This window comes from Halomonas sp. M1, from assembly GCF_029581375.1.
Classification (GTDB): domain Bacteria; phylum Pseudomonadota; class Gammaproteobacteria; order Pseudomonadales; family Halomonadaceae; genus Vreelandella.
Window position 1 is genome coordinate 1,632,519 of record NZ_CP121119.1, and the last position, 24,756, is coordinate 1,657,274.

Here is a 24,756-nt window from a genome sequence, read left to right on the forward strand (position 1 = left end):
GACAGTTTTGTGTCGGCGAGCAACGTACCACGGTTATGTGACACTTTGATGACGAACACAAAACAAAGCAGTGAAAATTCGCATCACGGCTGCAAACCTAAGCACCCTGGCGAATACGTTTGCTGAGACAGGTTAGCGTATTGTCTAATGGTTGCACCCTAACTGATTATCGCACCGCAAGCGTTGGACGACACCTGCCTCCATGACCGCCTCAAACAGCGCCATCTTCTCAGTCAGCGAACTCAATCTCAAGGCGCGCAAGGCGCTAGAGCGAGACATGGGTGAGGTATGGGTCGAAGGCGAGCTTTCTAACGTATCCCGGCCCGCCTCAGGGCATATCTACTTCACGTTAAAAGACGATCGTGCGCAGATTCGTTGCGCGCTGTTTCGCCAGCGGGCGCGCTTTGTGGCCGCCCCCATGCGCGATGGCGACCAGGTAAAGCTGCGTGGGCGGGTGTCGTTATTTGAGCCACGGGGCGACTATCAATTAATTGCCGAAGCGGTGCAGGCGGCGGGGCTAGGCGAGCTGCTGGCAGCCTATGAGCGCTTAAAAGCGCAGCTGGAAGGGGAAGGTGTGTTCGCAAATACCCGCCCCCTACCCTTTCCGCCCCGCAAAATTTTGATTTTAAGCTCCGCCAGCGGCGCGGCCATTCGCGATGTATTGGCCGTGCTTGAAGCACGCTGGCCGCTGGTGGATGTCACGCTGATTCCCGTGCCTGTTCAGGGGGCTGAAGCGGCGCCTGCGATGATTTCTGCCTTGGGGCTATTAAACCGCCAACCACGCTTAGACCCCGAGCAAGATGTGGTGCTGATCACCCGTGGCGGCGGCAGCCTTGAAGACCTGTGGGCGTTTAATAATGAGCACTTGGCGCGGGCGATTTTTCACTCCCGCTTGCCGGTGATGTCGGCGGTGGGCCACGAAGTGGATGTCACCCTAGCGGATTTTGCGGCGGATATGCGCGCTCCAACCCCTTCCGCCGCCGCCGAGCGCTTGGTACCGGATAAAAACACCCTGAAGCGCCAGCTGGAACAGGCAGAAAGCCGCCTGCACCGCGCTATGCAGGCACGCCTAGAGCGGGAGAGCCAGCGCCTGGACTCCCTGCGTGCTCGCCTACGCCACCCCGGCGAGCAGCTCAACCATCAGCGGCAGCACTTAACTACCCTCACCCAGCGTTTGCAGCGCGCCATGCAGCAAACGCTCACCCAGCAAAAAGCCAAGGTAACCCAACTGGAAAAGCGTTTAGCCGGCCAGGACATGGCACGGCTATACCACGCTGAGCAGGAACGCCTCAATAACCTACAACGCCGTTTGGCCAGTGCGATGCAGCGTGCCTTAGAAGCACGGCAAGTGAGGCTCAATAGCACCGCCCGCGAGCTAAACGCTGTTAGCCCCCTCGCCGTACTGGGGCGCGGCTACGCCATCGCCCAAGACGAAAAAGGCCACATTATTCGCCGTGCAGACGACACCGCCCCCGGCCAGAAGCTCTCGCTACGGCTAGGTGAAGGAAAACTCAGCGTGGAAGTAAAACGGCGCTACAAAAAGTAGCGCCGCGAATGCAGGGGCTAGCCAACACACATCTATTTGCGATCTTTCTTATCAGATGAGTCGTCGTCTTTAGAACCTGGATTCACGTGATGTGTATCGGGCATGGGGTTAGCATCATCGTGATGGTCATCACGCTGGTCTTTCTTCGGGTCGTCTTTGTCTGGGTGGGCACTTGCGGCAGAAAATTCGGTGTTCATATTACCTCCTACTCCATGGTGGTAGTCATAGGTAGCGGTGTAGATGACATGTTAAAAGCGTCCAACTACAAACCACAGCCTAAGCGCTAACAGTCATTCCCCATTAGCTCTGCTCACTATAGTCGCTCTTCTCTTTCTTGCCATTTGCCATCCCGGCAACGCAGGCAGTCGCCACCCAACCCAACTAATTAAAAAACAATAAAAATCATTGGCTTTTATTAAAAGCGCTGCAGAAAACGACAATTATCAGCGTTTTAAATAAAGCTTATAACGTGTGGCTATGCCTTGATCTAGGCGGTGGATGAGTTCCTATTTGCCCTTCAGCAAACGCCTAGACTACGTTGAAGTTGGTCACCTAAACGTACAGGTGCCCGCTTAACCAATGTGCCAACAAAGGAGTGACCGCACATGAGCAAACAGCAGCAGCCGCCCCAGCACCAAACTAAACAGCCAGGGGATGAGCACGCAATGTACCCCGAGCCGGAGTACATTCGCGATAGCTACCGAGGTGTTGAAAAGTTGCAGGACAAAGTTGCGATTATTACCGGTGGAGACAGCGGTATTGGCCGGGCAGTAGCCGTGCACTATGCAAGGGAAGGTGCCGACAGCGTGATTGTGCACTTAAAAGAGGATAAAGATGCCGCAGAAACCAAACAGCTTGTGGAGGCGGAAGGCCGCCGCTGCCTAGTACTAAAAGGTGATGTGGCAGAGCCGAGTTTCTGCCGTGAGATAGTAGAGCGAACGCTTCAAGCGTTTGGCAAGCTGAATATTGTCGTTAATAACGCCGCTGAGCAGTACGATTGGGACAGCATTACCGACATCCCCGACGACCAGCTACTGCGCACCTTTCAAACCAACCTGTTCAGCCATTTTTACTTAATCAAAGCGGCGCTACCCCATTTAAACGAGGGCGATACCATTATCGCCACCTCTTCCATCAACGCTTTTAAAGGCAACGATACCTTGATTGATTACACCGCGACCAAAGGGGCCATTCAAGGGCTGGTGCGTTCGCTGGCGATGTCGCTGATGGATCGTGGTATTCGGGTGAACGCCGTGGCGCCCGGCCCCGTATGGACACCGCTAATTCCCGCAAGCTTTGATAAAGAGAAAGTCGCCGCGTTTGGTAATCAAGTGCCCATGAAGCGCCCAGGCCAGCCCAGCGAAATGGGCCCCGCTTATGTGTATCTCGCTTGCGAGGAGTCCTCCTACATGAGTGGCCAAACGCTGCACTTAAACGGTGGCGTTATTCTAAACACCTAAAACACTACCGGTTGATGAGGCGCTGTTTAACACTGCTTCAGTAGAAACGGCAGCGCCTCATCCAGCAAGGTATCGGGTATTTCTTCGGCGATGTAGTGGCCACAGGGAAGTGCTTTGCCTTCAACCTGCGTAGCCACTTTGCGCCATTCAGCAAGCGCATCGAAACACGCCTCTATCGCGCCATCTCTGCCCCACATGACTTTTAAAGGGCAGGTAAGCTTAATGCCTGCGTCGATGTCCGCTTGGTCGTGGGTCAAATCAATACTGGCGCTGGCGCGGTAATCGCCGCAAATACCCGTGGCGGCGCCGGGAAGCGAGAGGCAGCGCTCGTACTCCGCGAGCGCTTCTAAGGCGAAAGGCGCCATGCCCGCACTGCGAGCGCCCATCACGCTTTTAAGGTAGCAGGCGGGGTCGCTGTTAATCAGCATTTCTGGCAGTGGCTGGGGGCGGATTAGAAAAAACCAGTGCCAGTAGGCGCGGGCAAAGGCCTCGTTAGTGCCGCGATACATGGCAAGGGTTGGGGCAATATCCAACAGCACCATGCGCTCAACGCGCTCCGCGTGATCTACCCCCAGGCGGTGGGCCACCCTCGCCCCGCGGTCATGGGCCAGTACGTTAAAACGCTCAACCCCCAACGCACTCATTAACGCGGCCATGTCGTTGGCCATAGTGCGCTTGGCGTAGTTGAGGTGTTCAGGGTCGTCGTCGGGTTTAGCACTATCGCCGTAACCGCGTAGGTCTGCCGCAATAACGGTAAAGTGCTGGGCCAAGGTAGCCGCCACTTTATGCCAAATAACGTGGGTTTGCGGATGGCCATGAAGCAGCAGTAGCCCAGGGCCGCTACCGCCTATGCGAAAGGCGATTTCAGTGCCGTTAACGTGGCGCGTGCGCTTCTCAAACCCTTTAAACATACCTTCACCCCCCACTGCATGCGCTGGCGTGGTTGCGCCAGAGATGTTTAAGCGCTGACGGGCGAATCCGCCTTTAATACCTGCTCGAACAAAATCGCTTCGAAATGCTCCATAGGCGCGACAGATTTGAGCGTTTTAGCGCGAAGAATCGCGCCCTCCCAGCCAGAAAGCACAAAACTCGCCAGGGCTTCTGGGGGGATAGTGGTATTCACCACGCCCTCGGCTTGGGCATCGCGTAAGCAGGTGACAAGGCGTTTCTCCCAGCGCTGGAACACAAGATTCAGCGCATCGCGGAAGGTATCGCTCTGGCCGGAAAGCTCTTGACCCAGGTTGCCAATCAAACAGCCGGTTGTATGGTCGCATTCACGCATGTGCGCGCGGCCAGTGGCAAAGTAGCGGCGCAAGCGCTCTAGGGGCGGCAGGGTCGAATCTTCAAGCAGCGCGGCCAAGTTTTCATCGTACTCATTAGCAAAGCGCTCTATGACCGCCAAGCCAAAATCTTCTTTGCTGGAGAAGTAGTGATAAAACGAGCCCTTGGGCACACCGCAGGTTTTTAGAACGGCATTGATACCTGTCGCGTTATACCCTTGTTGGGCAATGAGTGCAGCGCCAGTCTCTATTAACTTATCGCGGGTAGCGGTGTTTTTTATCATGTTACGTAGACCAGTAGTCTAATAATTTTCAAATGCAGTGAGCAGTCGTTCTCTTTAACGACGCTATTAGGTAACGTCGCACTCGGCAAGCGTGTTGCACGCAATTTGCACATTACTTACCTAATCGCTGCTTAGGAATCGTAGATGCTAGCATGATACGCCTAATGACCTGGAATTTTCGCCCCTAGCCAACGGATAACGCGCGTTAATGACCCCTTCTCGCTATTACGCACCACATCAACAAGGCCGCATTCGTTTCGGCGCCCTGGCAGCGCTGCTGGTTTTCGCCGGTGGGTTAGCGCTGGCGTGGTGGATTCTTAGCCAGCCTCCCCGCGTTGAGCGGCGCCCGCCGCCGCCCACGCCAGCGCCGGTTGTCGATGTCATTACTGTAGAAAAGCGTCTTCAAGCGCCGAGATTAACCGGATTTGGCCGAGTAGAGGCAGAAAAATCCACCCTATTGGCCAGCCGCGTTGCTGGCCAGCTTGAGCGCTTTGGGCAAGGCGTACTGCCAGGCCAAGTGGTAGAGCAGGATGCCCCGCTGGTGTATATCGACCAAGCCGACTTACAGCTAGCGCTTGAAGATGCACAAGCGCAGCTGGCCAACGCCCAAGCCCTACTCGCCTTAGAGCAGGCCGAGCAGCAGCGCGCCCGCAGCGAATATGAGTCCTTTGGTCGCCAGCTTTCCGCAGAACGGCGTGCGCTGGTACTGCGTGAGCCCCAGCTGCGCCAAGCCCAAGCGCAGCTTACCCAGGCACGCGTAGCACGCGATCAGGCGGCATTAAATCTAGAGCGCGCTACGTTAAAAGCGCCCTGGCGGGCCATGGTTCAAGACCGCTTAGTAGGCGCGGGCAGCCTGTTAAGCCAAGGCACGGAAGTGCTTAGCTTAGTGGGCGTTGAGCAGTTTTGGGTGCGCGCCTCGCTACCCGGGGACACTTTAGCGTGGCTTAAGCCTGGCGACGTTGTCACATTAACAAGCCAAGGCTGGCCAGAGGGGGCCTCGCGGGAAGGCCGTTTGCTATCGATACTGCCCAATTTGGAGGAGAACGGCTTACAAGCGCAGCTGCTGATCGCGGTGGATGATCCCCTCGCCCTTGAAAACGATACCCTTGAAAACAGTGCACTTGAAAACAGCGCCCCCGCCCTGCGCCTGGGGGATGTAATGCGTATTACTTACCACACTACGGCCAATGAAGCGTTGATTGCCGTACCCTCTGCTGCGCTGCGCCCCGGCGAGCAGGTGTGGTGGGTAGATGACGACGAGCGCTTGCGCACTACCACCGTTACCCTGGCCTACCGTGGCCAGGAAGAGGCGCTGGTGCGCAGCGGCCTGGAAGCAGGCCAACGGGTGGTGGTGGCGGGCCTTGCCCAACCCCGTATAGGCCAGCAGGTACGGCTACGCCAGCGAGGCGACACCCCTGCACGTGATGAGGGAGCCACCCAATGACCCGCCGTGGCCCGCTGGCTTGGATGGTCGACCACGGTGTGGCGCCTAACCTTTTGATGGTGCTGTTTATCGTCGGCGGCCTTTTCGCGTCGCTTGCGATCAAAAAAGAGGTATTCCCTGAGTTTGAGACTGAAATTGTTCAAGTCACTATTAGCTACCCCGGCGCCACCCCGGAAGACGTGGAGCAGAGCCTTCTACTGCCCGTAGAAGCCGCCATTGCCAATGTTGAAGGCATTGATGAACTCACCGCCAGCGCCAGCGAAGGAAGCGCTGTGCTGAGAGCAACGCTGACTGATGGCGTTGAAGTAATGCGCGCTTATCAGGATATTCAGCAGGCGGTGAATGCGATTACTACCCTGCCCAGCGCCGCCGACCCACCCCGTTTTACCTTAGCAGGCCGCTCGCGCAGCGTGGTTAGCCTTCAGGTCTACGGCTCGGTGGGCCTGGCAGCGCTCCACGACGCCGCCGAAGACGTGCGCGCCGAACTACAGGCCACCAGCGGTATTTCCCGGGTTGAGCTTTCCGGCAACCGTGATCGCGAAATCCAGGTTCACCTAAACGACGAAGCCATTGAGCGCTACGGGCTGGACCACCAGCAGCTTGCCAGCCGCATCGCCGAAGAGGCGCTGGACTTAGCCAGCGGCCAGCTCACCACCGCCGAAGGTGAGTGGCTAATCCGTTACCAAGGGCGGCGTAACAGCGCCACTGAATTCGCCCAGCTGCCTATTCTAACCACTGCCCAAGGCGCCCAGGTTGTGCTGGGTGATATCGCCAGGGTAAGCGAGGGCTTTGCAGAAACCGACCGCGAGGAGTTCTACAACGGCCTGCCGGGGCTTTCAGTGGATGTCTATCAAATTGGCAATCAAACCCCCACCAGCATTTCCAACGCGATTTACGGCGAACTTGAGCAACTGCGCGCCAACCTGCCTGAGGGTGTCAGCCTGGATGTTTCCCGGGATAGCTCGGTCATTTACGAAGACCGCCTTAGTCTGCTGCTGAAAAACGCCTGGATGGGCCTTGCGCTAGTCATGATTCTGATGGCGCTGTTTTTGGAAGCACGACTGGCGTTCTGGGTAACCCTGGGCATTCCCACCGCGTTTTTAGGCGCCATGCTGTTCCTGCCGTGGATCGGTGTGTCGCTGAATATGATGTCGATGTTCGCCTTTATCATCGCACTTGGCATTGTGGTAGATGACGCCATTATGGTGGGCGAGAACATCTACAGCTACCGCGAGGAGGGCTACTCGCTGCGCGATGCGGCGGTGAAGGGCGCGGGGGAAATTGCCGTCCCGCTCACCTTTGCCATTCTTTCTAATATTGTGGCATTTTTGCCGCTGCTGTTTTTACCCGGCTTTTTAGGGCTCATTTTCGCCACGGTACCGGTGGTGGTGATTACCGTGTTCTTAATCTCCTGGGTGGAAGCGCTGTTTATTCTTCCCGCCCACCTTGCCCACAGCCGCAAACCGCGCCAAACGCCCGCCTGGCAACGCCCCATTGAAGCCGTTCGCCAACGCATGCAGGGGGGCTTGCATCACTTTACTTACCAACAGTTCGAGCCATTTTTGCAGCGTGCGCTCAATCAACGCCTGCTTACTGTCGCCATTGGCGTGGCGGTGCTCTCCATCGCGCTGGCCTGGGCAATGAGTGGGCGACTGGGCTTTTCGCTAATGCCGCGGGCAGAGTCTGATCAGGTGCAAGCCAGCGTTACCCTACCTATTGGCAGCCATATCAGCGTTAGCCGGGAGCTTAGCCAGCAACTGCTGCAAGCCGCCGAGCAACTAAGCGAGCAAGAAGAGACGCTCAGCTTTAGCAGCTCCCGCAGCCGTCTGGACGGTGAAAGCCTCTCCGTTCGTTTGGATATTGCCAGAGACAGCCTGGAAGCGTGGCCGCCTTCCCGTATTGCCCGAGAGTGGCGTGAGCTAACCGGCGATTTAGTCGGCGCGCAGTCAGTGCGCTTTGAATCAGACTTTGGCGGCCCAGGCAGCGGCGCGGCGCTGAGCCTGCGCCTCTCTCACCCGGATACCCTGGTGCTGGAAGCCGCCGCCGCCCGGCTGGCAGAGTTGCTGGGCGAGTACGGGTTAACCGACATCGACAGCGGTTTAGGCGATGGCAAGCCGCAGCTTGAAATGCGCCTTTCCGCTGAAGGGCGTGCGCTGGGCTTAACCGGTAGCGATCTTGCCCAGGCGCTACGCGCGCCCCTTCAAGGGGCCACCGCCGTCGAGCAGTTTATTGGTCGGCGGGAGGTGAGCGTTGAAGTGCGCCTGCCCGAACAGGACCGTGACAGCTTAAACGAACTCTACCGCCTGCCGATACGCACCCCTGATGGGCTGAGCGTGCCGTTATCACGGGTTGCCGATATTACCCTCAGCCAAGCTTCAAGCAGCCTTCAGCGTGTGGATGGTCGGCGGATTATCACCGTGACCGCCGACACTGAAGGCGATGAGTCGATTAACCAGGTACTCGCTACCCTGCAGGAAGATGTTTTTCCCACCCTTAGCAATACCTGGCCGGGGCTTGAGGTCAGTATGGGCGGGCGCCAGCAGGATACCGCCGATAATCTCGCTACCCTGCGCACCGCCATGTGGTTAATGCTTGCTGCCCTCTATGCGCTACTGGCTATTCCGTTTAAAAGCTACCTGCAGCCGCTGCTGGTACTGGCCGCGATTCCGTTTGGTATTGTGGGGGCTGTGGCAGGGCATATGATTATGGGCTTTGGACTTTCGATTATCAGCCTACTGGGCATGCTGGCCCTTTCGGGCGTAGTGATTAACGATGCCCTGGTGTTAATCGACTACGCTAACCGCAAGCGCCGCGAAGGCATGGCCCCACGGCAGGCCATTGTCGCTGCCGCCACCAGACGCTTACGGCCGATTATGATGACCACATTGACGACCTTTTTAGGCCTTGCCCCCATGATATTGGAAACTTCCCGTCAGGCGCGCTTTATGATTCCCATGGCGATTTCGTTAGGGTTTGGAATGATTTTCGCGACGGTCATCCTGCTGGTATTGGTACCCTGCCTTTACCTCGGCCTTGAGAATCTTCGGGAACGGCTGAGTAAGCCGCACCCACCCAGCCCAGAAGGAGCTCGCTAATGGCAAGGCTCGACTCGCTCCGCCAATGGCGACCCTCTCGGCTCGGGTTAAAGCTGTTTGTGGCGATTTTGAGCGTTAATGTCGCCATTGCAGCAAGTATGTTTCTGGCGGTCTCCTACAGTATTGACCGTGGTTTTATTGATTACCTGAACCAATCCCAAGAGCGGCGGGCAACGCTGCTCGCCGACGGGCTGATTACCCGCTGGGAAACCCAGGGCAGCTGGGAGTGGCTAGAACAATCCCCAGAGCGCTGGCCGTTTATTGTGCGCTTTGAGCTAGGTCAGGAGCATCGCGACCGCCCCTCCCCGCTGGGCGAGGCGCGGGATTTTGCCCTGCGCGATACCGACGGCAACTATGTCATCGCGCCCAGCGAGCGTCGCTTAGGCTCCAGCGACTGGCGATGGCTAACGCTCTACAGTGACATGACGGAAAGCGGCGACAACCAGGCTATTGGTGCCCTTGGGTTTCGGCCGCCACAACATATGATGGAGCGCATGGAGAGCCGGTTCCTGGAGCGCCAACAGCGCAACCTAGTGGTGATTGTGGTCTCGCTGGTATTGGCATCTTTATTGTTGGCGGGCGGGCTTTCCTGGTGGTTAGGCAGGCGCACCCGCGCCTTAGCGGGCGCCACCCTGCGCCTCACCGAAGGTGATTACCATACCCGCCTGGCGGTACGGGGCCGTGACGAACTTTCTCGCCTAGCACGGGACTTCAACGTGTTAGCGGCCACCCTAGAGGCCAGCCGCGACGCCCGGGCGCGCTGGGTTTCCGATACGGCTCACGAACTGCGCACCCCGCTTGCAGTGTTACGTGGTGAAATAGAGGCTATGCAAGACGGCATTCGCCCCCTCAACCAGGAAAACCTCGCCTCGTTAGCCCAGGAGGTCGCCCAGCTTGAACGGCTGGTGACTGACCTGCGCCTGCTCTCCCAAAGCGATGCCGGAGCGCTGGATATTCAGCTCGCGCCCATGAACCTGAGCGAGTGCCTGAGCGGCCGTTTATCCGATGCCGACCGCTGGCTTGAAGAGAGCGGCTTAACGCTGATAACCCAAATAAGCCCCGAGGTGATGATTCGCGGTGATGCCCAGCGCCTGCGCCAGCTGTGGAGCAACCTACTCGATAACAGCTGCGCCTATACCCAGCCACCCGGCGAGTTGCAGGTAACGCTCAGCATTGAGCACAAACACGCGGTGGTCGTATGGCAAGACAGCGCCCCTGGCGTGCCCGAGAGTGAGCTTACAAGATTAACCGAGCGCCTTTACCGCGTTGAGGGCTCGCGGAACCGTGCCAGCGGCGGCAGTGGTTTGGGGCTTTCCATTGCCAGTGCGCTGGTGAGTGCCCATGGCGGCACCCTAGAGGCCAGCGCTTCGACCCTTGGCGGCCTTAAATGGACGCTGCGCTTCCCTCTTCTCACGTCTACCCATTACCTAGCGAGCTGACTATGTCTTTACAAGACGCGTCTCACGACGCCTCACTGTTGATCGTTGAAGATGAACCCAAAATTGCCCGGCTAATGGCCGACTACTTAACAAGCCACAACTTCGACACCACAATCATTAGTCACGGCGACGAGGTCATGCCGTGGTTACGCCAGCAGGTACCGGCCCTAGTGCTGCTGGACGTTATGCTGCCGGGTAAAGATGGGTTAACGCTCTGCCGGGAGGTGCGCCAACAGTGGCCTACGCTGCCGATCATCATGGTCACCGCAAAAGTAGAGGAAGTAGACCGCCTGCTAGGGTTAGAGCTGGGTGCGGATGACTATATTTGCAAACCGTTCAGCCCCCGCGAGGTGGTCGCCCGGGTTAAAGCTGTGCTACGCCGTAGCCAGGCGGCCACTGACGTAACTGAGCCCGCTGAGGCAGCACGCCAAGCCCCGGTTACGCTGAATGAAGATGGCTGGCAGGCGTTAGCCAACGGCCAGGACCTAGGTCTGACGGCGGTAGAGTTCCAATTGCTGCGGGTAATGATGCAGTCACCGGGGCGGATTTTCAGCCGTGAACAGCTGATGGATCACATGTACCGCGACAACCGCATCGTTTCTGAGCGCACCGTGGACAGCCATATTAAAAAGCTACGCAAGAAAATCCACGAAGCGCTCCCTGAGATGGAAATCATCCGCTCGGTCTATGGCGTCGGCTATAAGTATCAACCGGAAGGGTAAACGCCTTGCTTAGTGCATCACCTGCCGGTTAAGAAACGCGATGCCCGCATCGATAGCGCTGCCGCGCAGCAAGAAGCTGGCAAAGTGGCCTCGAAAGCGCTGCAGATACAGCTCGCTCTCGATGTTGTTATCCTGCAGCGCTTGATAGAAATCGGTGGCGTGGTCAACGGGGACAAGCCGATCCCAACTCCCGTGGAACAGGAAAAACGGCGGTGCCGCTGGGGTTATCTGCCGGGCGGGAGACGCTAGCCGATAGGCTGCGTTTTTTTCCGCACGGGTCCCCCCGATGAAATCGACCACTAGCCGGCCATCATTAAACTTGAGCAAATCGCTCGGCAAACCGCCTGCTAGCACCGCCGCTAGGCGAGTATGTTCACCGCCATAAGGCTCGGCCAATGGCCCCTCTTCGCCCGCCAAGGCCAGCAGGCTCACTAAGTGCGCCCCGGATGAGAAGCCAACGCCGACGATGCGATGGGTATCGATGTTCCACTCGTCTGAATTGGCGTGAATCCATGCCATTGCCAGCTGTAAATCATGCAGTTGGGCGGGAAAGCGGTACTCGGGGGCAAAACGGTGCTCAACATTGACCGTCACGTAGCCCTGCTGGGCCAGCTGCTCGGCAATGCTCTCCATATCGTCGGGGCCGCGATTACGCCAACCGCCACCATGCACCACCAGCGCAGCGGGGCGCCGTTCAGCCCCGGAAGTTGTAGGAAGCAGTACGCGGGCCTCTAATGCTTGGGGCCACTCCGCTGGGGTGTAACGCTGAGACGGTAAGCGGGTAAAGGGAACGGTCTTCTGCTGGAGAGAGGCGTGCTCAATGGCCGGGTTCCCCGTGGTACCTTGGTGGGTTGCCCCACAGCCGCTAATGAAAAGTGCGAGGGCGCTTAGGCTAAGGTAGTGACGTACAGTGCGTAGAGCTGGCATTCATGCCTCCTTATTAAACTCACGTGATTGACCGGGCCCTCACCCTAACGCTATGACCCCCTAGCGCCTTAAATGATCATGATTGTTGCACACTTAATGCAAACGGTTTGCACGTGCCTCTACCATACTGTGATTGTCTGATTAGCAATTTAAAACGCTAACCCGTTACCAAGAGGTACTTTATATGACACTTCGCCAGCTATTTGCCCCCGCCCTACTCGCCGTCGCTTTAACGCCGTTAGCGTTCACTGCACAGGCAGGCCACCATGAAGGGCATGAAGGCCGTGGCTATGACCGCGAGCAGATGGTAGAACGCATGGAAGAGCGCCGCCAGGAAGTGTTTCAGCGCGCGGAGCTAAGTGAAGAGCAGCAAGAAGCGTTAAACGAAGCCCATGCCGAACACCGTGAAGCGTTAAAAGCACTCCACGAGGAGCACCACGCGCGGGTCGCGGAGATTCTTAGCGAAGAAGAGCAGCAGGCAGTGCGCGAAGCAATGCGTGAAGTTCACGAAGAGTACCGCAGCGAGCGTGGGCACGGTAAGCGTGGCTACCACCATGATAAACCTGAAGCGGAAAACGCCGCTGAGTAAGCATTTACTTACTTTTTAACTGCGATTAAATGCCCGGCTTTGCCGGGCATTTCTGTTTCTAGACGCCTAAAAATGCCAAGTGTTGAGAGGACGTTGACTTGAACTGGACAACTAAACCGCGTATTTTATTTGAACGTTCATTCAAAATAAATATCACCCCCACTTTGTCTAACAAGAGGAGTCCGCCTGCATGGCGAAAGACAATCCCATCACCCCCTCCCGGGACCGCCTCAACCCCGTGGTTTTCCACGGCAGCATGGCCGGTATCCTTATTTTCTTAGTGCTCACCATGGTGTTCACTGAACAGGCTGGCGCCTTTTTTGATGCTGGGCTGGCCTGGGTGAGTAAAACCTTTGGCTGGTATTACATGCTCGCTATTGTGGCGTACTTGGTGTTTGTGGTTGCCATTGGCATGTCGCGGTTTGGCAGCATTCGTCTCGGGCCTGATCACTCGCGACCTGAGTTTTCGCTGCTATCTTGGTCAGCCATGCTGTTTGCCGCAGGTATCGGTATCGATTTGCTGTTTTTCAGCGTTGCTGAGCCGGTTGCCCACTACTTGGCTCCGCCAGATTTAACCCCAGAAAGCCAAGCTGCAATGCGTAATGCCGTCGTTCAAACCTATCTGCACTGGGGGCTCTCCGGTTGGGGGCTGTACGTGTTGATGGGTATGGCGCTGGCCTACTTCAGCTATCGTCACCGCTTGCCGCTGGCTATTCGCAGCGCCCTTTACCCAATACTCGGCAAGCGTATCCACGGCCCCATTGGTAATGCTGTCGATATCACTGCCGTCATTTCTACCGTGTTTGGTATTGCCACTAGCCTTGGCATTGGCGTTATGCAGCTCAATTATGGCCTCACCTATATGTTTGGCGTGCCCGAAACGCTGAGCGTGCAGGTAATCTTGATTGTGCTGGTGGTCATATTGGCGACGATTTCCGTAGTGACCGGCGTTGAGAAAGGTATTCGTCGTTTATCTGAGTTCAACATGTTGCTGGCCCTCGCGCTGATGCTGTTCGTACTCTTTTCCGGCGACACGCTGGTACTACTGGATAAAGTCGTCAATAACGCCGGTGATTACCTATCAGGCTTTGTAGGTGCTAGCTTTGATACCTACGCCTTTGCTGATGAAGGCGCCCAAGAGTGGAAAATGTGGTGGACGATCTTCTTCTGGGGCTGGTGGATTGCCTGGACACCGTTTGTAGGCCTGTTCCTGGCGCGTATCTCCCGCGGCCGTACTATTCGTGAGTTTGTCGCAGGCGCCTTGTTTATTCCGCTAGCCTTTATGATGGTGTGGATGTCTGTATTCGGTAACAGCGGTATTGAGCTGGTCGCTAACCAGGGCGTTGCCGAGCTGGGTGAGCAAGCACTTAATACCCCGCAAACCACGCTCTATACCCTGCTTGAGTACTACCCCTACGTCAGCATTACTGCCGCTGTTGTTACGGTTTTGGGTATCGTGTTCTTTATTACCTCTGCGGATTCCGGTGCCCTGGTACTGGCCAACTTCACCTCCATTTTGAGTGATGTAAACCACGATGCACCGGTAAAGCTGCGCATTTTCTGGTCGGCAGTGATTGGCTTAATCACCATTGCTCTGCTGATGGCAGGCGGGCTTGCCGCGCTGCAAAGTGCGGTAGTCATTACTGCGCTGCCTTTCTCGCTGGTCATTTTCGCTGTCATGGTAGGTATGTACAAAGCGCTGAAACTTGAGGGCAAAAAAGCCGACGCCCGTCGCATGATTGCTGGTGGCGCCCCAGGCGGCGACTGGCGCGAGCGTTTGGATCGCGCGCTGGACACCTCGAATCGCGCAGGTGCCGCCGCGACAATTGAGCACTCTATTCGTCCGGCGATGACACAGTTTGCCCAGGAGCTTGAAAGCCGTGGCCAAACCGCCAACGTGACCGAAGAGCACGTTGAAGGTGAGTCGCTGCCCAACTTGACGTTACAGGTTGATTTCGGTGACTCCACCAGCTTTGTTTATCAAGTGTGCCCGCACCGCATGCGCACCCCAAGCTTCATCCCCGCGGATGATGATTTCTACGTGCGCTTGGATGTATACCTAGCGGAAGGCGGCCAGGAAAAAGACCTTAATGGCTACACCCGTGGCCAGGTGATTGGAGACTTAGTGGCAGAGTATGAGCGCCACCTGCACTTCCTCACCCTGGCAGGCCAGCAGATGGGGCACGTGCAAGCGATGCCCGGCACCATCGGCGAACCGCCGGAAGATGCACAGATGTAAGCAGCAGACGTAAGCGAAAAATCCCGGCCAAGCGGCCGGGATTTTTTATGAGTGACGCTCAAAAGCGGCAAGCTGGGTGGGCTGCCCTAAGTGGGAATGCCACTCGCCAATCCCACCAAAACGCACACGATAGCCGTTACGACGCGCCACGCCCTGCGCCCAGTCACGAAAGCGATCCCGTGACCATTCGAACTTGTGGTCAGGGTCACGAAATTCGCCATCGGCTAAATCAAACAGCGGGTTGTATTCACTGTTAGGCGTCGTCATTACCAAGTATTCGGGACGTAATCCGCCAAACACGCCCTGCTCTACCGTGGATAACCGCTCAGGCGGAATATGCTCAATGGTTTCCACCATGGCCGCGCCTGTGAACCCCATGAGGCCTGGATGATGTTCCGTGTAGGAGCCGCATATCAGCTCTAAGCGCCCGTGACCTGCCTGCGGCAGCTGCTCCAGACGAAACTTGGCTTGGGCCAGTAGCTCGCCGCTTAACTCAAGGCCAACCAGTTTCTCAAACTGGGGCTGGTGGAGTAGATACTGCAATAGGCCACCTGAACCGCACCCTAGATCCAGTACTTTCCGAGCACCGCTGGCGCGCAGCCGCTCCACTACGTGAAGAAGCCGCTGCTGGTGTAAATCCGGTGCTTCGATATCGCTCATGATCCGCCTTGCCGTAGATAAAAGCGTCATGATGCAGCAAACCATCACGGCCTTGTAGCGATAATGCGCAATAAGGGAGTGGTGTAGCAAACAGCCATCAAATAGAGGAAACGCTAACCCCGCTCAGGCATGGGGCCTGAGCGGGGTTAGCGTGTAGCGTTTAGAACAACAAGCAAGTTTTAGCCAGCCATATCCAGCACGATACGGCCTTCTATCTTGCCCTCAATCATACGTTGGAAGACGTCATTAATATTGTCCAGCGTATCGGTTGCCACCGTTGCCTTGACCTTACCCTCTGCGGCGAAATCGAGCGCTTCCTGCAGATCACTTCGAGTGCCTACGATAGAGCCGCGAATGGTAATACCGTTGAGCACCGTGCTGAAGATTGGCAGCGGGAAATCGCCCGGCGGCAAGCCATTGAGCACCAAGGTGCCGCCTCGACGTAGCATATTCTGTGCTTGGTCGAATGCCTTTGGCGACACCGCAGTGACCAGCGCCCCATGAGCGCCACCAATGGTTTTCTTCAGGTAGGCCACAGGGTCGGTTTTCATGGCGTTGACGGTTACCGTGGCACCTAAACGTTCGGCCAGGGCCAGTTTGCCGTCGTCGATATCGACAGCAGCAACATTAAGCCCCATGGCTTTGGCGTACTGCACCGCCATGTGGCCAAGGCCACCGATTCCGGAAATCACCACCCACTGGCCGGGCCGGGTATCGGTCATTTTAAGCCCTTTGTAGACAGTAACGCCTGCGCAGAGCACTGGCGCTAGTTCCACAAACCCCACAGCATCAGGCAGCCGGCCGACGTAACCGGCATCCGCAAGCGTGTAGTCTGCGAAACCGCCATTAACGCTGTAGCCGGTATTTTGCTGAGATTCACATAGGGTTTCCCAGCCGCCTAAACAGTGTTCGCAGAAGCCACAGGCCGAATAAAGCCAGGGCACACCGATACGATCACCTTCTTTAACGTGACTAACGCCGCTACCTACGGCCACCACGTGTCCTACTCCCTCATGGCCGGGAATAAATGGCGGTGAGGGTTTCACCGGCCAATCTCCATGGGCGGCGTGTAAATCCGTATGGCAAACCCCAGAGGCCGCTACCTTCATCAACACTTCGCCCTGTTTGGGACGAGGTACGTCTACTTCTTCTATTACCAATGGTTGGCCAAACTCTCGAACGACCGCTGCGCGCATTGTGCTATCCATGATGCCACTCCTTATGGTTTTCGATACGGCAGTTTGGTGACTGCTCTTATCGGAAGAGTCAGCGTCAGGGGAACTGACACTACCGCCCGACTAGTGTCAGGCGGCGTGGTTAGCTAAACAGAATCGAAAAAAACGACGGGTTAGAAGAAACCCAATGGGTTGATGTCGTAACTTACCAGCAGGTTTTTAGTTTGCTGGTAGTGCTCAAGTGCCATTTTGTGGGTTTCACGGCCAACGCCGGATTTCTTGTAGCCGCCGAAGGCGGCGTGGGCAGGGTACTGGTGGTAGCAGTTGGTCCACACGCGGCCCGCTTGAATACCCCGGCCCATGCGGAAGGCGACGTTGATATCACGGCTCCAAACGCCTGCGCCCAAGCCAAACTCGGTGTCATTCGCGATGGCCAGCGCTTCCTCTTCGTCTTTGAAGGTAGTGACCGCGACGACCGGGCCAAAGATCTCCTCTTGGAAAACACGCATCTGATTGTTGCCCTTCAGCAGCGTAGGCTGAATGTAGTAGCCACCGTTGATGCTGTCATCCAGGGTCTCTTTATCGCCACCGGAGAGGAACTCCGCACCCTCATCACGGGCGATATCCATGTAGGACATGATTTTGTCGAACTGCTCTTGGGAGGCCTGAGCGCCCACCTGCACATCGGTATCTAGCGGGTTGCCGCGTTTAATGGTTTTGGTGCGCTCAATGACCTTGGCCATAAACTCGTCGTACATGCTCTCCTGAATAAGCGCGCGTGAGGGGCACGTACACACCTCCCCCTGATTGAAGAACGCTAACACCAGTCCTTCTACCGCTTTATCAATAAACGTCGGCTCGGCGTTCATAATGTCAGCGAAGTAGATATTGGGTGATTTGCCGCCTAGTTCGACGGTAGAGGGAATAATATTTTCTGCGGCGCATTTAAGAATATGCGAACCAACGGGGGTTGACCCCGTAAAGGCAATTTTGGCAATCCGCTTACTGGTAGCCAGCGCTTGCCCTGCCTCAGCGCCAAAGCCGTTAACAATGTTCAACACCCCTGGCGGCAGCAGGTCGCCGATGACTTCCATCACTTTCAAAATGGACGCGGGTGTTTGCTCAGCTGGCTTCAGTATGACGCAGTTACCGGCAGCAAGCGCGGGGCCAAGCTTCCAGGCGGCCATTAAAATCGGGAAGTTCCAGGGGATAATTTGTCCCACGACACCCAGCGGTTCATGGAAGTGGTAAGCCACGGTGTTAGCATCAATATCTGCGGCGGTACCTTCCTGGGAGCGTAGGCAGCCCGCAAAATAGCGGAAGTGGTCAATGGCGAGGGGAATATCGGCATTCAGCGTTTCTCGCACTGCTTTACCGTTGTCCCAGGTTTCCGCCACGGCGAGCATTTCCAGGTTTTGCTCTAGCCGGTCGGCAATTTTGAGTAGCGTATTACTGCGCTCTTGAACGGAGGTTTTACCCCAGGCAGGCGCTGCTTTGTGGGCTGCATCCAGCGCTTTTTCAATATCTTCAGCGCTAGAGCGGGGAATTTCGCAAAACACTTGGCCATTAACGGGGCTAATATTATCGAAGTATTGGCCGTTGACGGGAGGAACAAACTCACCGCCAATATAGTTTCCGTATCGTTTTTCAAACGACACAACGGAACCGGCATCACCTGGGTTGGCGTAGATCATCGTAAAGCTCCTGAGTATTATGATTATTAAAAGGTGCCTACCCAGTGTTGAACACACAGGCCATTCTCGATATAGCCCGATGGCAGGACGCACCCTCATCCCTTGGTAGGAGACGCCATGTACTCGCTATTAGTGGCAGATGACCACCCGCTGTTCCGCGATGCGCTACAGGCGGTAGTGGGCGCTGGATTAACCGATACCCAACTGCTAGAAGCCGACAGCCTGGCAGCGGCGATGGAGTGCATTGAGGCTCATGAGGGGCTGGATTTGCTGCTGCTGGATTTGAGCCTGCCCGATACCGAAGGCTTGGCGGGATTAAAAACCCTGCGAGCCACCTGCCCATGGCTACCCGTTGCGATTGTTTCTGCGCACCAGGAGCGCCAGCTGGTACTGGACGCCATTGCGCTGGGTGCAGTGGGCTATATTCCGAAGTCCACACCCAGAGAGCAGTTGCTGGCGGCGTTAACCCAAATACTCCAGGGCCAGCTCTACCTGCCCGCTGATGTTATGCGCCGCCCGCCGCCGCCAAACGTGCCGCGCTCGCCCGGCTTAGAAGCCAAGTCAGAAGAGAGGCAAACGCGGCTAGCGCGCTTAACCGGCAAACAGCGGGACGTGCTGCGCTGCATGGCCCAGGGGATGTCTAACAAACAGATCGCTCGGGAGCTATCGATTGCCGAAACCACGGTCAAAACCCATGTGTCGGCGATTTTACGCAAACTTGGTGCGACAAGCCGAGTTCACGCCATCGTGATTGCCAGCGATGAGGGTGCTGGCGCCTTCGCCCAGCGATAAGCCTGTTAATGGCTATCGAGTAGCGTGCCCAGCAACATCTTTAAGCGCAGCGGCTTAAGCGGTTTCAGCAGGCAGTGCATACCCGCTTCCCGGGTGGCACGCTTTACTGCGGCTTCGTGGTTGGCGGTTATCACAACCGCCGCAAGGCCTGGATAACGCCGCCGCAAACGAGAGGCTAGATCGATCCCGTTTTCACGGTGCTCCCCCAAGTGGTAATCCACTAGCAGTACCGCTGGGCATTCACCGTCGCTCGCCGCTTCTAGGGCGCTTACCGTTGCAGCTGCCCGCACCCGACATCCCCAACTACCTAACAATGCCTGCATGCCTTCAATAATGGCTGGGTCATCGTCAATGACCCACACGACACAGCCCTGCAGCGGGTCATGCTCCCAGGCGCTGCGTAACGGCTCCCAGGCTTTTCGTTCAGCGCTATTTCCAGAAGTACTGTTTCCAGCATCATTAGGCGCGTAAGGCACTAGAATGGAAAACAGCGACCCGCACGAAAGCTTTGAGGTAAGTGTCACCGGGTGTTCCAGCATCGTGCTGATACGGTCCACAATCGCTAGGCCCAACCCAAGCCCACGACTATGCTGCCCATTGGGTTGGGTAGCGCGGCGAAATTCAAGAAAAATCGCCTGGCGCTGAGGCTCGGGAATGCCCGGGCCCGTATCACCTACGACAATTTCCAGACCATCCTTGCGCCGGCGACAGCCTAGCAGCAGGTGGCCATGTTCGGTGTAGCGCACAGCATTGCTCAGAAAGTTACGCACTACGCGTGCTAATAGCGCTAAGTCAGACGTTACCAACGCGCTGGAGGGCACATAGTGCAGGGTAAGCCCACGTACCGCCGCCACCTGCTTATACTCCTCTGCAAGCGCATCCAGCAGCGTGCTAACCGCAAAGGGCGCTTTATCAGCATGCAATACTCCCGCATCCAGGCGGGAAATATCCACCAGCGTGCCAAGTAGCCCCTCCACATCCTTAAGCGAGCGACCGATATTCCCCACTAGGGCTTGGGAGGCGTCCGGCAACGCATGGGTTTCCAAAGCGCTGGCAAATAATCGAGCGGCATTTAAGGGCTGTAATAAATCATGGCTTACGGCGGCTAAAAATTTGGTTTTTGAAAGGTTGGCAGCTTCCGCTTCGGCATTCGCGGCCAACAGCCGGACATTCACTTGGCTAAGCTCATCCAACGTGCGATGCAGCGCATCGGTGCGCTCACGCACTTGCTCAGCCAACAGTACCGAGCGCTCAAACGCCGCATACGGCGCGCCGTTAGGGCTACCGCCCGACTCTACCCGCTCCATCAGCGCTTGGCAGACCTTGCGCAGGCGCCTGTTTTCTTCGCGTAGTGCAGCGTTATCAGCTGTTTTGTCGTTATCCGCCGCTAGTTGGAAAAGCGCCAAACGCCACCCCCGTAAAGGTTTGATTAACGTGCATACCGTGATGCTGCTCACCGTAGGTATTAAACCCTACGACCCGTGCCTGTCGCAGCAGCGCCGATGCTGGGTCAATTTGCTGCAGTGACTCCAGCGCCATGCGGCGCAAAAAACAGTCGCAGCCGATAATGGTGGCGTTATCGCCTAGGCGCTTACGCACGCCTAGTAGCATCGCATTTAGGTCTTCTAGCAGAGGGGCTGGCCGCATTGCAGTGAGCACAATGCCGTTCTCAACCGCGCAGTAAAAGCTCAGGCTGCTGTCATCGTTAACCCGCTGAATAGAGCGGATATAGTGCTGACCGCCAAGGTGAACGGCAAGGGGATGCTGGGCAAATATGTGGGGGGTTAGGGCATCAACACGGCAGCCCACCAAGGCTGCATATACCTCAGCGGCGGGCAGCCCATTAAGCTCTAATACGCGACGCTGCTCGCGGTCAGCATTCGTAACCACTAGCTTATGAGCAAGGGGTACGAGGTGATGGCTCGAAAACACCTCAAACGGTAGTCGGGTATTGAGCATGACCACCACCGCAGCACGGGTGTGAAATCGCCCATCAGCATACACATGGGTGTGCGTTAGGTGGTTGTCATCCCCTGCCGAGCCACCAAAACTGGGAATACGCCCCAACGCTGCATCCAGCGTTGCCAGCACCTGCTCTTCACGGCTGGACAATCCATCGAGCAGGGTAAGCGCAAAGCTGTGTTCATTGATCGGCGCCAAGGCCTGCTGACGGCAACGCTCTAATAAAGCATCCACCAGCGGCTGTGCACGGGGAAGATCAAAATGCTCAAGGTCATCAATCAGCGCTGTTTCCACCGCGAAGACCCGCCGATCAAACCCTATCGCCACAATGGAGCCGCGATCATACCCCTGAGGGGTAATCTCACCGGCAGTGGTACAGCCGCTCATTGGCACATTACCAAACGCCTCCCCTAGCGCGTCCGCTAAGGCATCTAGCGGGTACTCTGCGCTGCAAAAAAACAGTACAAAGCCAAGCTGTTCGTGGCATAGCGCTTGGGCCAGCTCCCTGGCTGCCTGGTCTGGCTTGGGATGATTGCTGGCGGCGGTTAATAGTCCGTTATGCTTTAGAGAAGCTGTCACGGCGCCATTTCTCCAAGGCTGTATGGGTACGCGCCACGCTGTGGCGTAATGCGCTAAAGGCTTCGTCTACTTGGCAGGGAGAACGCGTCTCAAGGGCCATTAATGCCTCCAGCCGCTTCGCTTGGGCCGCCAATTGCTCTGCGCCAACGCTTAGCGATTCGCCCTTGAGCTGATGGGCTAAGCGCTCCACTTGATGAGCCTGAGCGATAGAGAGTGCGCCGGGGCTAGAAAGGTACGCACCAAGCTGAGCAGCGTAGTCGTCTACTTGTTGATGGTAGAGCATTATTAGCTGGGCAAGGCTCTCCTGCCCTAAAGAGCCCAGCAGCATACTTAGCGTTGCGCTATTAAGCACTGTTTGCCCCTCACTGGGCGTAGCGAAGGCGGCAAGCGGGGGCAGCCGCTGCGACGAGGGGAATAGCTGCAGAGATAAAACGTTGCTCAACGATAACAGTGAAAGCGGCTTGGTGATGTAGTCATTCATGCCTGCTGACAGGCAACGGGATCGATCATCTTCAACGCCACCTGCGGTCATTGCCACAATGGGCACCTGGGCAAGCCAACCGCCCACCGCTCGCAGTTTACGGGTAACGGTAAGGCCATCCATATCCGGCAACTGAATATCCATAAAAATAAGATGCACTTGCTGGCTCTTAATCATTTCCAGCGCATCCTGGCCATTTTCCGCGCACACCACATCGCAGCCCAAACGCGATAACAACCCAGTAGCGACTTTGCGGTTCACGGCGTTATCTTCGACCAGCAGTAACGACGTGCCGGTAAAGTCCCGCGTGGGCTCAGAAGGTAGCGGAGAGCTGACCGGGCTGGCCTCCACTAAAGGGAGGTCGCAGTAGAAAGTACTCCCCTGGCCCGGCGCACTGGTCACGCTTAAGCGCCCCTGCATGGCTTCACTTAAGCGCTTGCAAATGGCAAGCCCCAGTCCGGTGCCACCAAAGCGGCGAGCCACGGTTTCATCTGCCTGCTGAAAAGGTTCAAACAGCAGCGCCTGTTGCTCTTGACTCAAACCACAGCCGGTATCGCTGACCTCAAACGAGAGATAGTTAACGGTGGCATAAAGCCGCAGCGTCACCTTACCGTGGTCAGTAAACTTGATCGCATTGGCAATCAGGTTCAGCAAAATTTGTCTTAACCTGCCTGCATCGATCATGACCCAGGCGGGTACCAAGGGGTCAATGTCGAGCACAAGTTGAAGCCCCTTGGCTTGGGCGCGAGGTCCAAATAGCGCCATCACGCTATCCACCAGCGGTTTTACCGCCGTGGGAGAGGTTTCAAGGGTTAGGTGACCCGCTTCTATCTTAGAGAAATCGAGTATTTCATTAATCATCGCCAACAGTTGGTTGGCGCTGTCGTGAATAGTGCTAGCGTAGTCTTCAACCTGGGCAGCGCTTGCCGGTTCGCGCAGTAGCTCGCTCATGCCGATGACGCCGTTGAGCGGGGTGCGAATCTCATGGCTGACCATCGCTAGAAAATCAGACTTTGCATGGTTGGCTGCTTGGGCCTGTTTGGCGGTAACTTCCAACTGGCGGCTTAACTGCTCCTGTTCACGCCGTGCGGCGGCGCTCTCACGCATTTCACGCACTAGAAACCCAATCACCAGCAGCACGGCTAAGCTCATTCCAATGAGCAGTGTCATCAAGGCTTTATATAGCGTGCTGAGCAGCGCACGCTCTTCCGTTGCGGATTCTGCCAGGTAGCCATTGATGGCGATCACAAAGCGTTCAGTCAGCCGAGTGAGCGCCTGTAGCTCTGTCTCCAGGTTGGTAATCGGTAGCTGGGCAAGCGTGTCGTGAGGTTCAAGCATCGGGTCCAGCGTATCTAACTGCTGCTGGATTTGGTCAAGCAGCTCGTTTGCCATCCTGACATTTTGCAATAACGAGTTAACCTCACCCTCATTTAACAGGGTGATGCGGCTATAAAGCAGTTCAAAGCGTAAGTTGAGCGCATCCTGCTCAGCTGGCGATATGGGCCCACGGGTGGCAGCTAGCAGGTGATTAAGCAGCTGAACTGCATCGCGGTCCAGCTTATACACGACCCAGGCTGTATCTTCCCTTAGGCTTTGGGTCAGGTGATCTTGCCGCCAGGCAGCCAGTGCTGCAACCACCAGTGCTCCCGCAAACAGCAGCACGGTAATCATCGCGACGACCTTAAAGCGACGTGGATAGCGCAGTAGGCGGGGCGTATTGGCAATAGGGCCGCTAATGGACATTAATCTGCATTACCTGCCAGACGGCTCTAAAACGTATTTTCTCGCTCAGCAGCTCCTCATCCTGATCAAAGGGATACAACACCCACAGCGGGCCATATTCACGGATAGGAATGGCTTTTTGATCGCGTTCGAGGGTCAGGATAACGTCGTAGTCGTAGAAATCGCGGAGCGGAATGTCTGCTTCGTAACCGTTAAGCGCCAATACATGCACGCTTTCACCCTCGGCACCCAAGTGCTCCAGCAACGTACGCATTAATGGCCCGCTATAGTGGCTAGTACCTTCAGTCCAGGGAGTGCCCGTTTCAAACGCATGCTGTGGCAATGACTGCAGCATTTCCCTATCAAAATGCGCCTCTTCACCGTTATCACCTGTACCCGCGCTTATATTCGTGCGCGCAATGTCGCCCTTTACTTTCAGCATCACCGGCCCATCAGGCAGCGCTAATGCGGACTGCGTTTCAGCTTGCCCCATTTGAGGAATGCTGAACGCCAGCATAATCGACCCCAACAACAACGCTTTCACAGCCATTACCTCGTATCGAAGCGCTTAGGGCATAGCCTGATATACCCAGGCTACCCATCGCGAGCAATAAAAAAAGAGACAGCATAGAGGTTACGCCATCTCTTTTCGTAGGTCAGGCTATT

At 56.5% G+C, this 24,756-nt stretch carries 20 protein-coding genes; 9 read left to right on the forward strand and 11 right to left on the reverse strand.

Annotation, left to right across the window (positions count from 1 at the left end):
- The first annotated feature begins 202 nt into the window (after positions 1–202).
- Entirely contained in the window at positions 203–1,546 is a 1,344-nt protein-coding gene (gene xseA / locus P8S54_RS07360) for an exodeoxyribonuclease VII large subunit (RefSeq protein WP_281443870.1), read from the forward strand.
- Between the two features lie 32 nt (positions 1,547–1,578).
- On the opposite strand, the gene P8S54_RS07365 is transcribed toward xseA, so the two are convergent.
- Positions 1,579–1,743, reverse strand: coding sequence for a hypothetical protein (locus P8S54_RS07365; RefSeq protein WP_281443871.1), 165 nt, complete (start codon positions 1,741–1,743; stop codon positions 1,579–1,581).
- A 408-nt stretch (positions 1,744–2,151) separates the two neighbouring features.
- On the opposite strand from P8S54_RS07365, the gene P8S54_RS07370 reads away from it, so the two are divergent.
- Positions 2,152–3,006, forward strand: a complete 855-nt coding sequence (locus P8S54_RS07370) for an SDR family oxidoreductase (protein WP_281443872.1) — start codon at positions 2,152–2,154, stop codon at positions 3,004–3,006.
- A 26-nt stretch (positions 3,007–3,032) separates the two neighbouring features.
- Here the strand turns inward: P8S54_RS07370 and P8S54_RS07375 are convergent, their stop codons facing one another.
- A complete protein-coding gene (locus P8S54_RS07375; protein ID WP_281443873.1) occupies positions 3,033–3,917 on the reverse strand; it encodes an alpha/beta hydrolase in 885 nt (294 codons plus the stop codon).
- Positions 3,918–3,964: 47 nt separating this feature from the next.
- The gene (locus P8S54_RS07380; RefSeq protein WP_009096041.1) at positions 3,965–4,570 is read right to left on the reverse strand and encodes a TetR/AcrR family transcriptional regulator; all 606 of its coding nucleotides are present in this window, start codon (positions 4,568–4,570) and stop codon (positions 3,965–3,967) included.
- Between the two features lie 208 nt (positions 4,571–4,778).
- On the opposite strand from P8S54_RS07380, the gene P8S54_RS07385 reads away from it, so the two are divergent.
- From P8S54_RS07385 to P8S54_RS07400, 4 genes are read left to right on the forward strand one after another with little or no spacing between them, the layout of a single operon-like run.
- Complete coding sequence (locus P8S54_RS07385; protein WP_281443874.1) at positions 4,779–6,014, forward strand: efflux RND transporter periplasmic adaptor subunit; 1,236 nt, start codon at positions 4,779–4,781, stop codon at positions 6,012–6,014.
- The gene (locus P8S54_RS07390; RefSeq protein WP_281443875.1) at positions 6,011–9,109 is read left to right on the forward strand and encodes an efflux RND transporter permease subunit; all 3,099 of its coding nucleotides are present in this window, start codon (positions 6,011–6,013) and stop codon (positions 9,107–9,109) included. The genes P8S54_RS07385 and P8S54_RS07390 overlap by 4 nt, the downstream gene beginning before the upstream one ends.
- On the forward strand, positions 9,109–10,548 hold the full coding sequence (locus tag P8S54_RS07395; protein ID WP_281443876.1) for an ATP-binding protein: 1,440 nt from the start codon (positions 9,109–9,111) through the stop codon (positions 10,546–10,548). The genes P8S54_RS07390 and P8S54_RS07395 overlap by 1 nt, the downstream gene beginning before the upstream one ends.
- A 2-nt stretch (positions 10,549–10,550) precedes the next feature.
- Entirely contained in the window at positions 10,551–11,270 is a 720-nt protein-coding gene (locus P8S54_RS07400; protein ID WP_281443877.1) for a response regulator, read from the forward strand.
- Between the two features lie 9 nt (positions 11,271–11,279).
- Here the strand turns inward: P8S54_RS07400 and P8S54_RS07405 are convergent, their stop codons facing one another.
- The gene (locus tag P8S54_RS07405) at positions 11,280–12,197 is read right to left on the reverse strand and encodes an alpha/beta hydrolase (protein WP_281443878.1); all 918 of its coding nucleotides are present in this window, start codon (positions 12,195–12,197) and stop codon (positions 11,280–11,282) included.
- A gap of 184 nt (positions 12,198–12,381) precedes the next feature.
- On the opposite strand from P8S54_RS07405, the gene P8S54_RS07410 reads away from it, so the two are divergent.
- Both P8S54_RS07410 and betT read left to right on the forward strand, forming a co-directional pair.
- The gene (locus tag P8S54_RS07410; RefSeq protein ID WP_009096028.1) at positions 12,382–12,786 is read left to right on the forward strand and encodes a hypothetical protein; all 405 of its coding nucleotides are present in this window, start codon (positions 12,382–12,384) and stop codon (positions 12,784–12,786) included.
- A 190-nt stretch (positions 12,787–12,976) separates the two neighbouring features.
- Positions 12,977–15,025: a choline BCCT transporter BetT gene (gene betT / locus P8S54_RS07415; RefSeq protein ID WP_281443879.1), complete on the forward strand. Its 2,049-nt coding sequence runs from the start codon at positions 12,977–12,979 to the stop codon at positions 15,023–15,025.
- 45 nt (positions 15,026–15,070) lie between these two features.
- Here betT and P8S54_RS07420 read toward each other — a convergent pair whose 3' ends face one another.
- The 3 genes from P8S54_RS07420 to P8S54_RS07430 form a co-directional block, all read right to left on the reverse strand.
- On the reverse strand, positions 15,071–15,685 hold the full coding sequence (locus P8S54_RS07420) for a methyltransferase domain-containing protein (RefSeq protein ID WP_281443880.1): 615 nt from the start codon (positions 15,683–15,685) through the stop codon (positions 15,071–15,073).
- 179 nt (positions 15,686–15,864) lie between these two features.
- Positions 15,865–16,893: an alcohol dehydrogenase AdhP gene (gene adhP, locus P8S54_RS07425; protein ID WP_281443881.1), complete on the reverse strand. Its 1,029-nt coding sequence runs from the start codon at positions 16,891–16,893 to the stop codon at positions 15,865–15,867.
- Positions 16,894–17,033: 140 nt separating this feature from the next.
- Positions 17,034–18,554 (reverse strand): aldehyde dehydrogenase family protein, encoded by a 1,521-nt coding sequence (locus tag P8S54_RS07430; RefSeq protein ID WP_009096022.1) that lies wholly within the window; start codon positions 18,552–18,554, stop codon positions 17,034–17,036.
- Positions 18,555–18,671: 117 nt separating this feature from the next.
- Here P8S54_RS07430 and P8S54_RS07435 point away from each other — a divergent pair, with 117 nt between their 5' ends.
- Positions 18,672–19,346 carry a response regulator transcription factor gene (locus P8S54_RS07435; protein ID WP_281443882.1) on the forward strand — a complete coding sequence of 225 codons (675 nt, stop codon included), beginning with the start codon at positions 18,672–18,674 and terminating at the stop codon, positions 19,344–19,346.
- A gap of 5 nt (positions 19,347–19,351) precedes the next feature.
- On the opposite strand, the gene P8S54_RS07440 is transcribed toward P8S54_RS07435, so the two are convergent.
- The 4 genes from P8S54_RS07440 to P8S54_RS07455 are packed head-to-tail and all read right to left on the reverse strand — an operon-like array spanning position 19,352 to position 24,640.
- Positions 19,352–20,752: a hybrid sensor histidine kinase/response regulator gene (locus P8S54_RS07440; RefSeq protein WP_281443883.1), complete on the reverse strand. Its 1,401-nt coding sequence runs from the start codon at positions 20,750–20,752 to the stop codon at positions 19,352–19,354.
- Positions 20,724–21,887 carry a nitric oxide-sensing protein NosP gene (gene nosP, locus P8S54_RS07445; RefSeq protein ID WP_281443884.1) on the reverse strand — a complete coding sequence of 388 codons (1,164 nt, stop codon included), beginning with the start codon at positions 21,885–21,887 and terminating at the stop codon, positions 20,724–20,726. The genes P8S54_RS07440 and nosP overlap by 29 nt, the downstream gene beginning before the upstream one ends.
- Positions 21,865–24,111, reverse strand: coding sequence for an ATP-binding protein (locus P8S54_RS07450; protein WP_281443885.1), 2,247 nt, complete (start codon positions 24,109–24,111; stop codon positions 21,865–21,867). The genes nosP and P8S54_RS07450 overlap by 23 nt, the downstream gene beginning before the upstream one ends.
- The gene (locus P8S54_RS07455; protein ID WP_281443886.1) at positions 24,101–24,640 is read right to left on the reverse strand and encodes a molybdopterin-dependent oxidoreductase; all 540 of its coding nucleotides are present in this window, start codon (positions 24,638–24,640) and stop codon (positions 24,101–24,103) included. The genes P8S54_RS07450 and P8S54_RS07455 overlap by 11 nt, the downstream gene beginning before the upstream one ends.
- Positions 24,641–24,756: the final 116 nt, after the last annotated feature.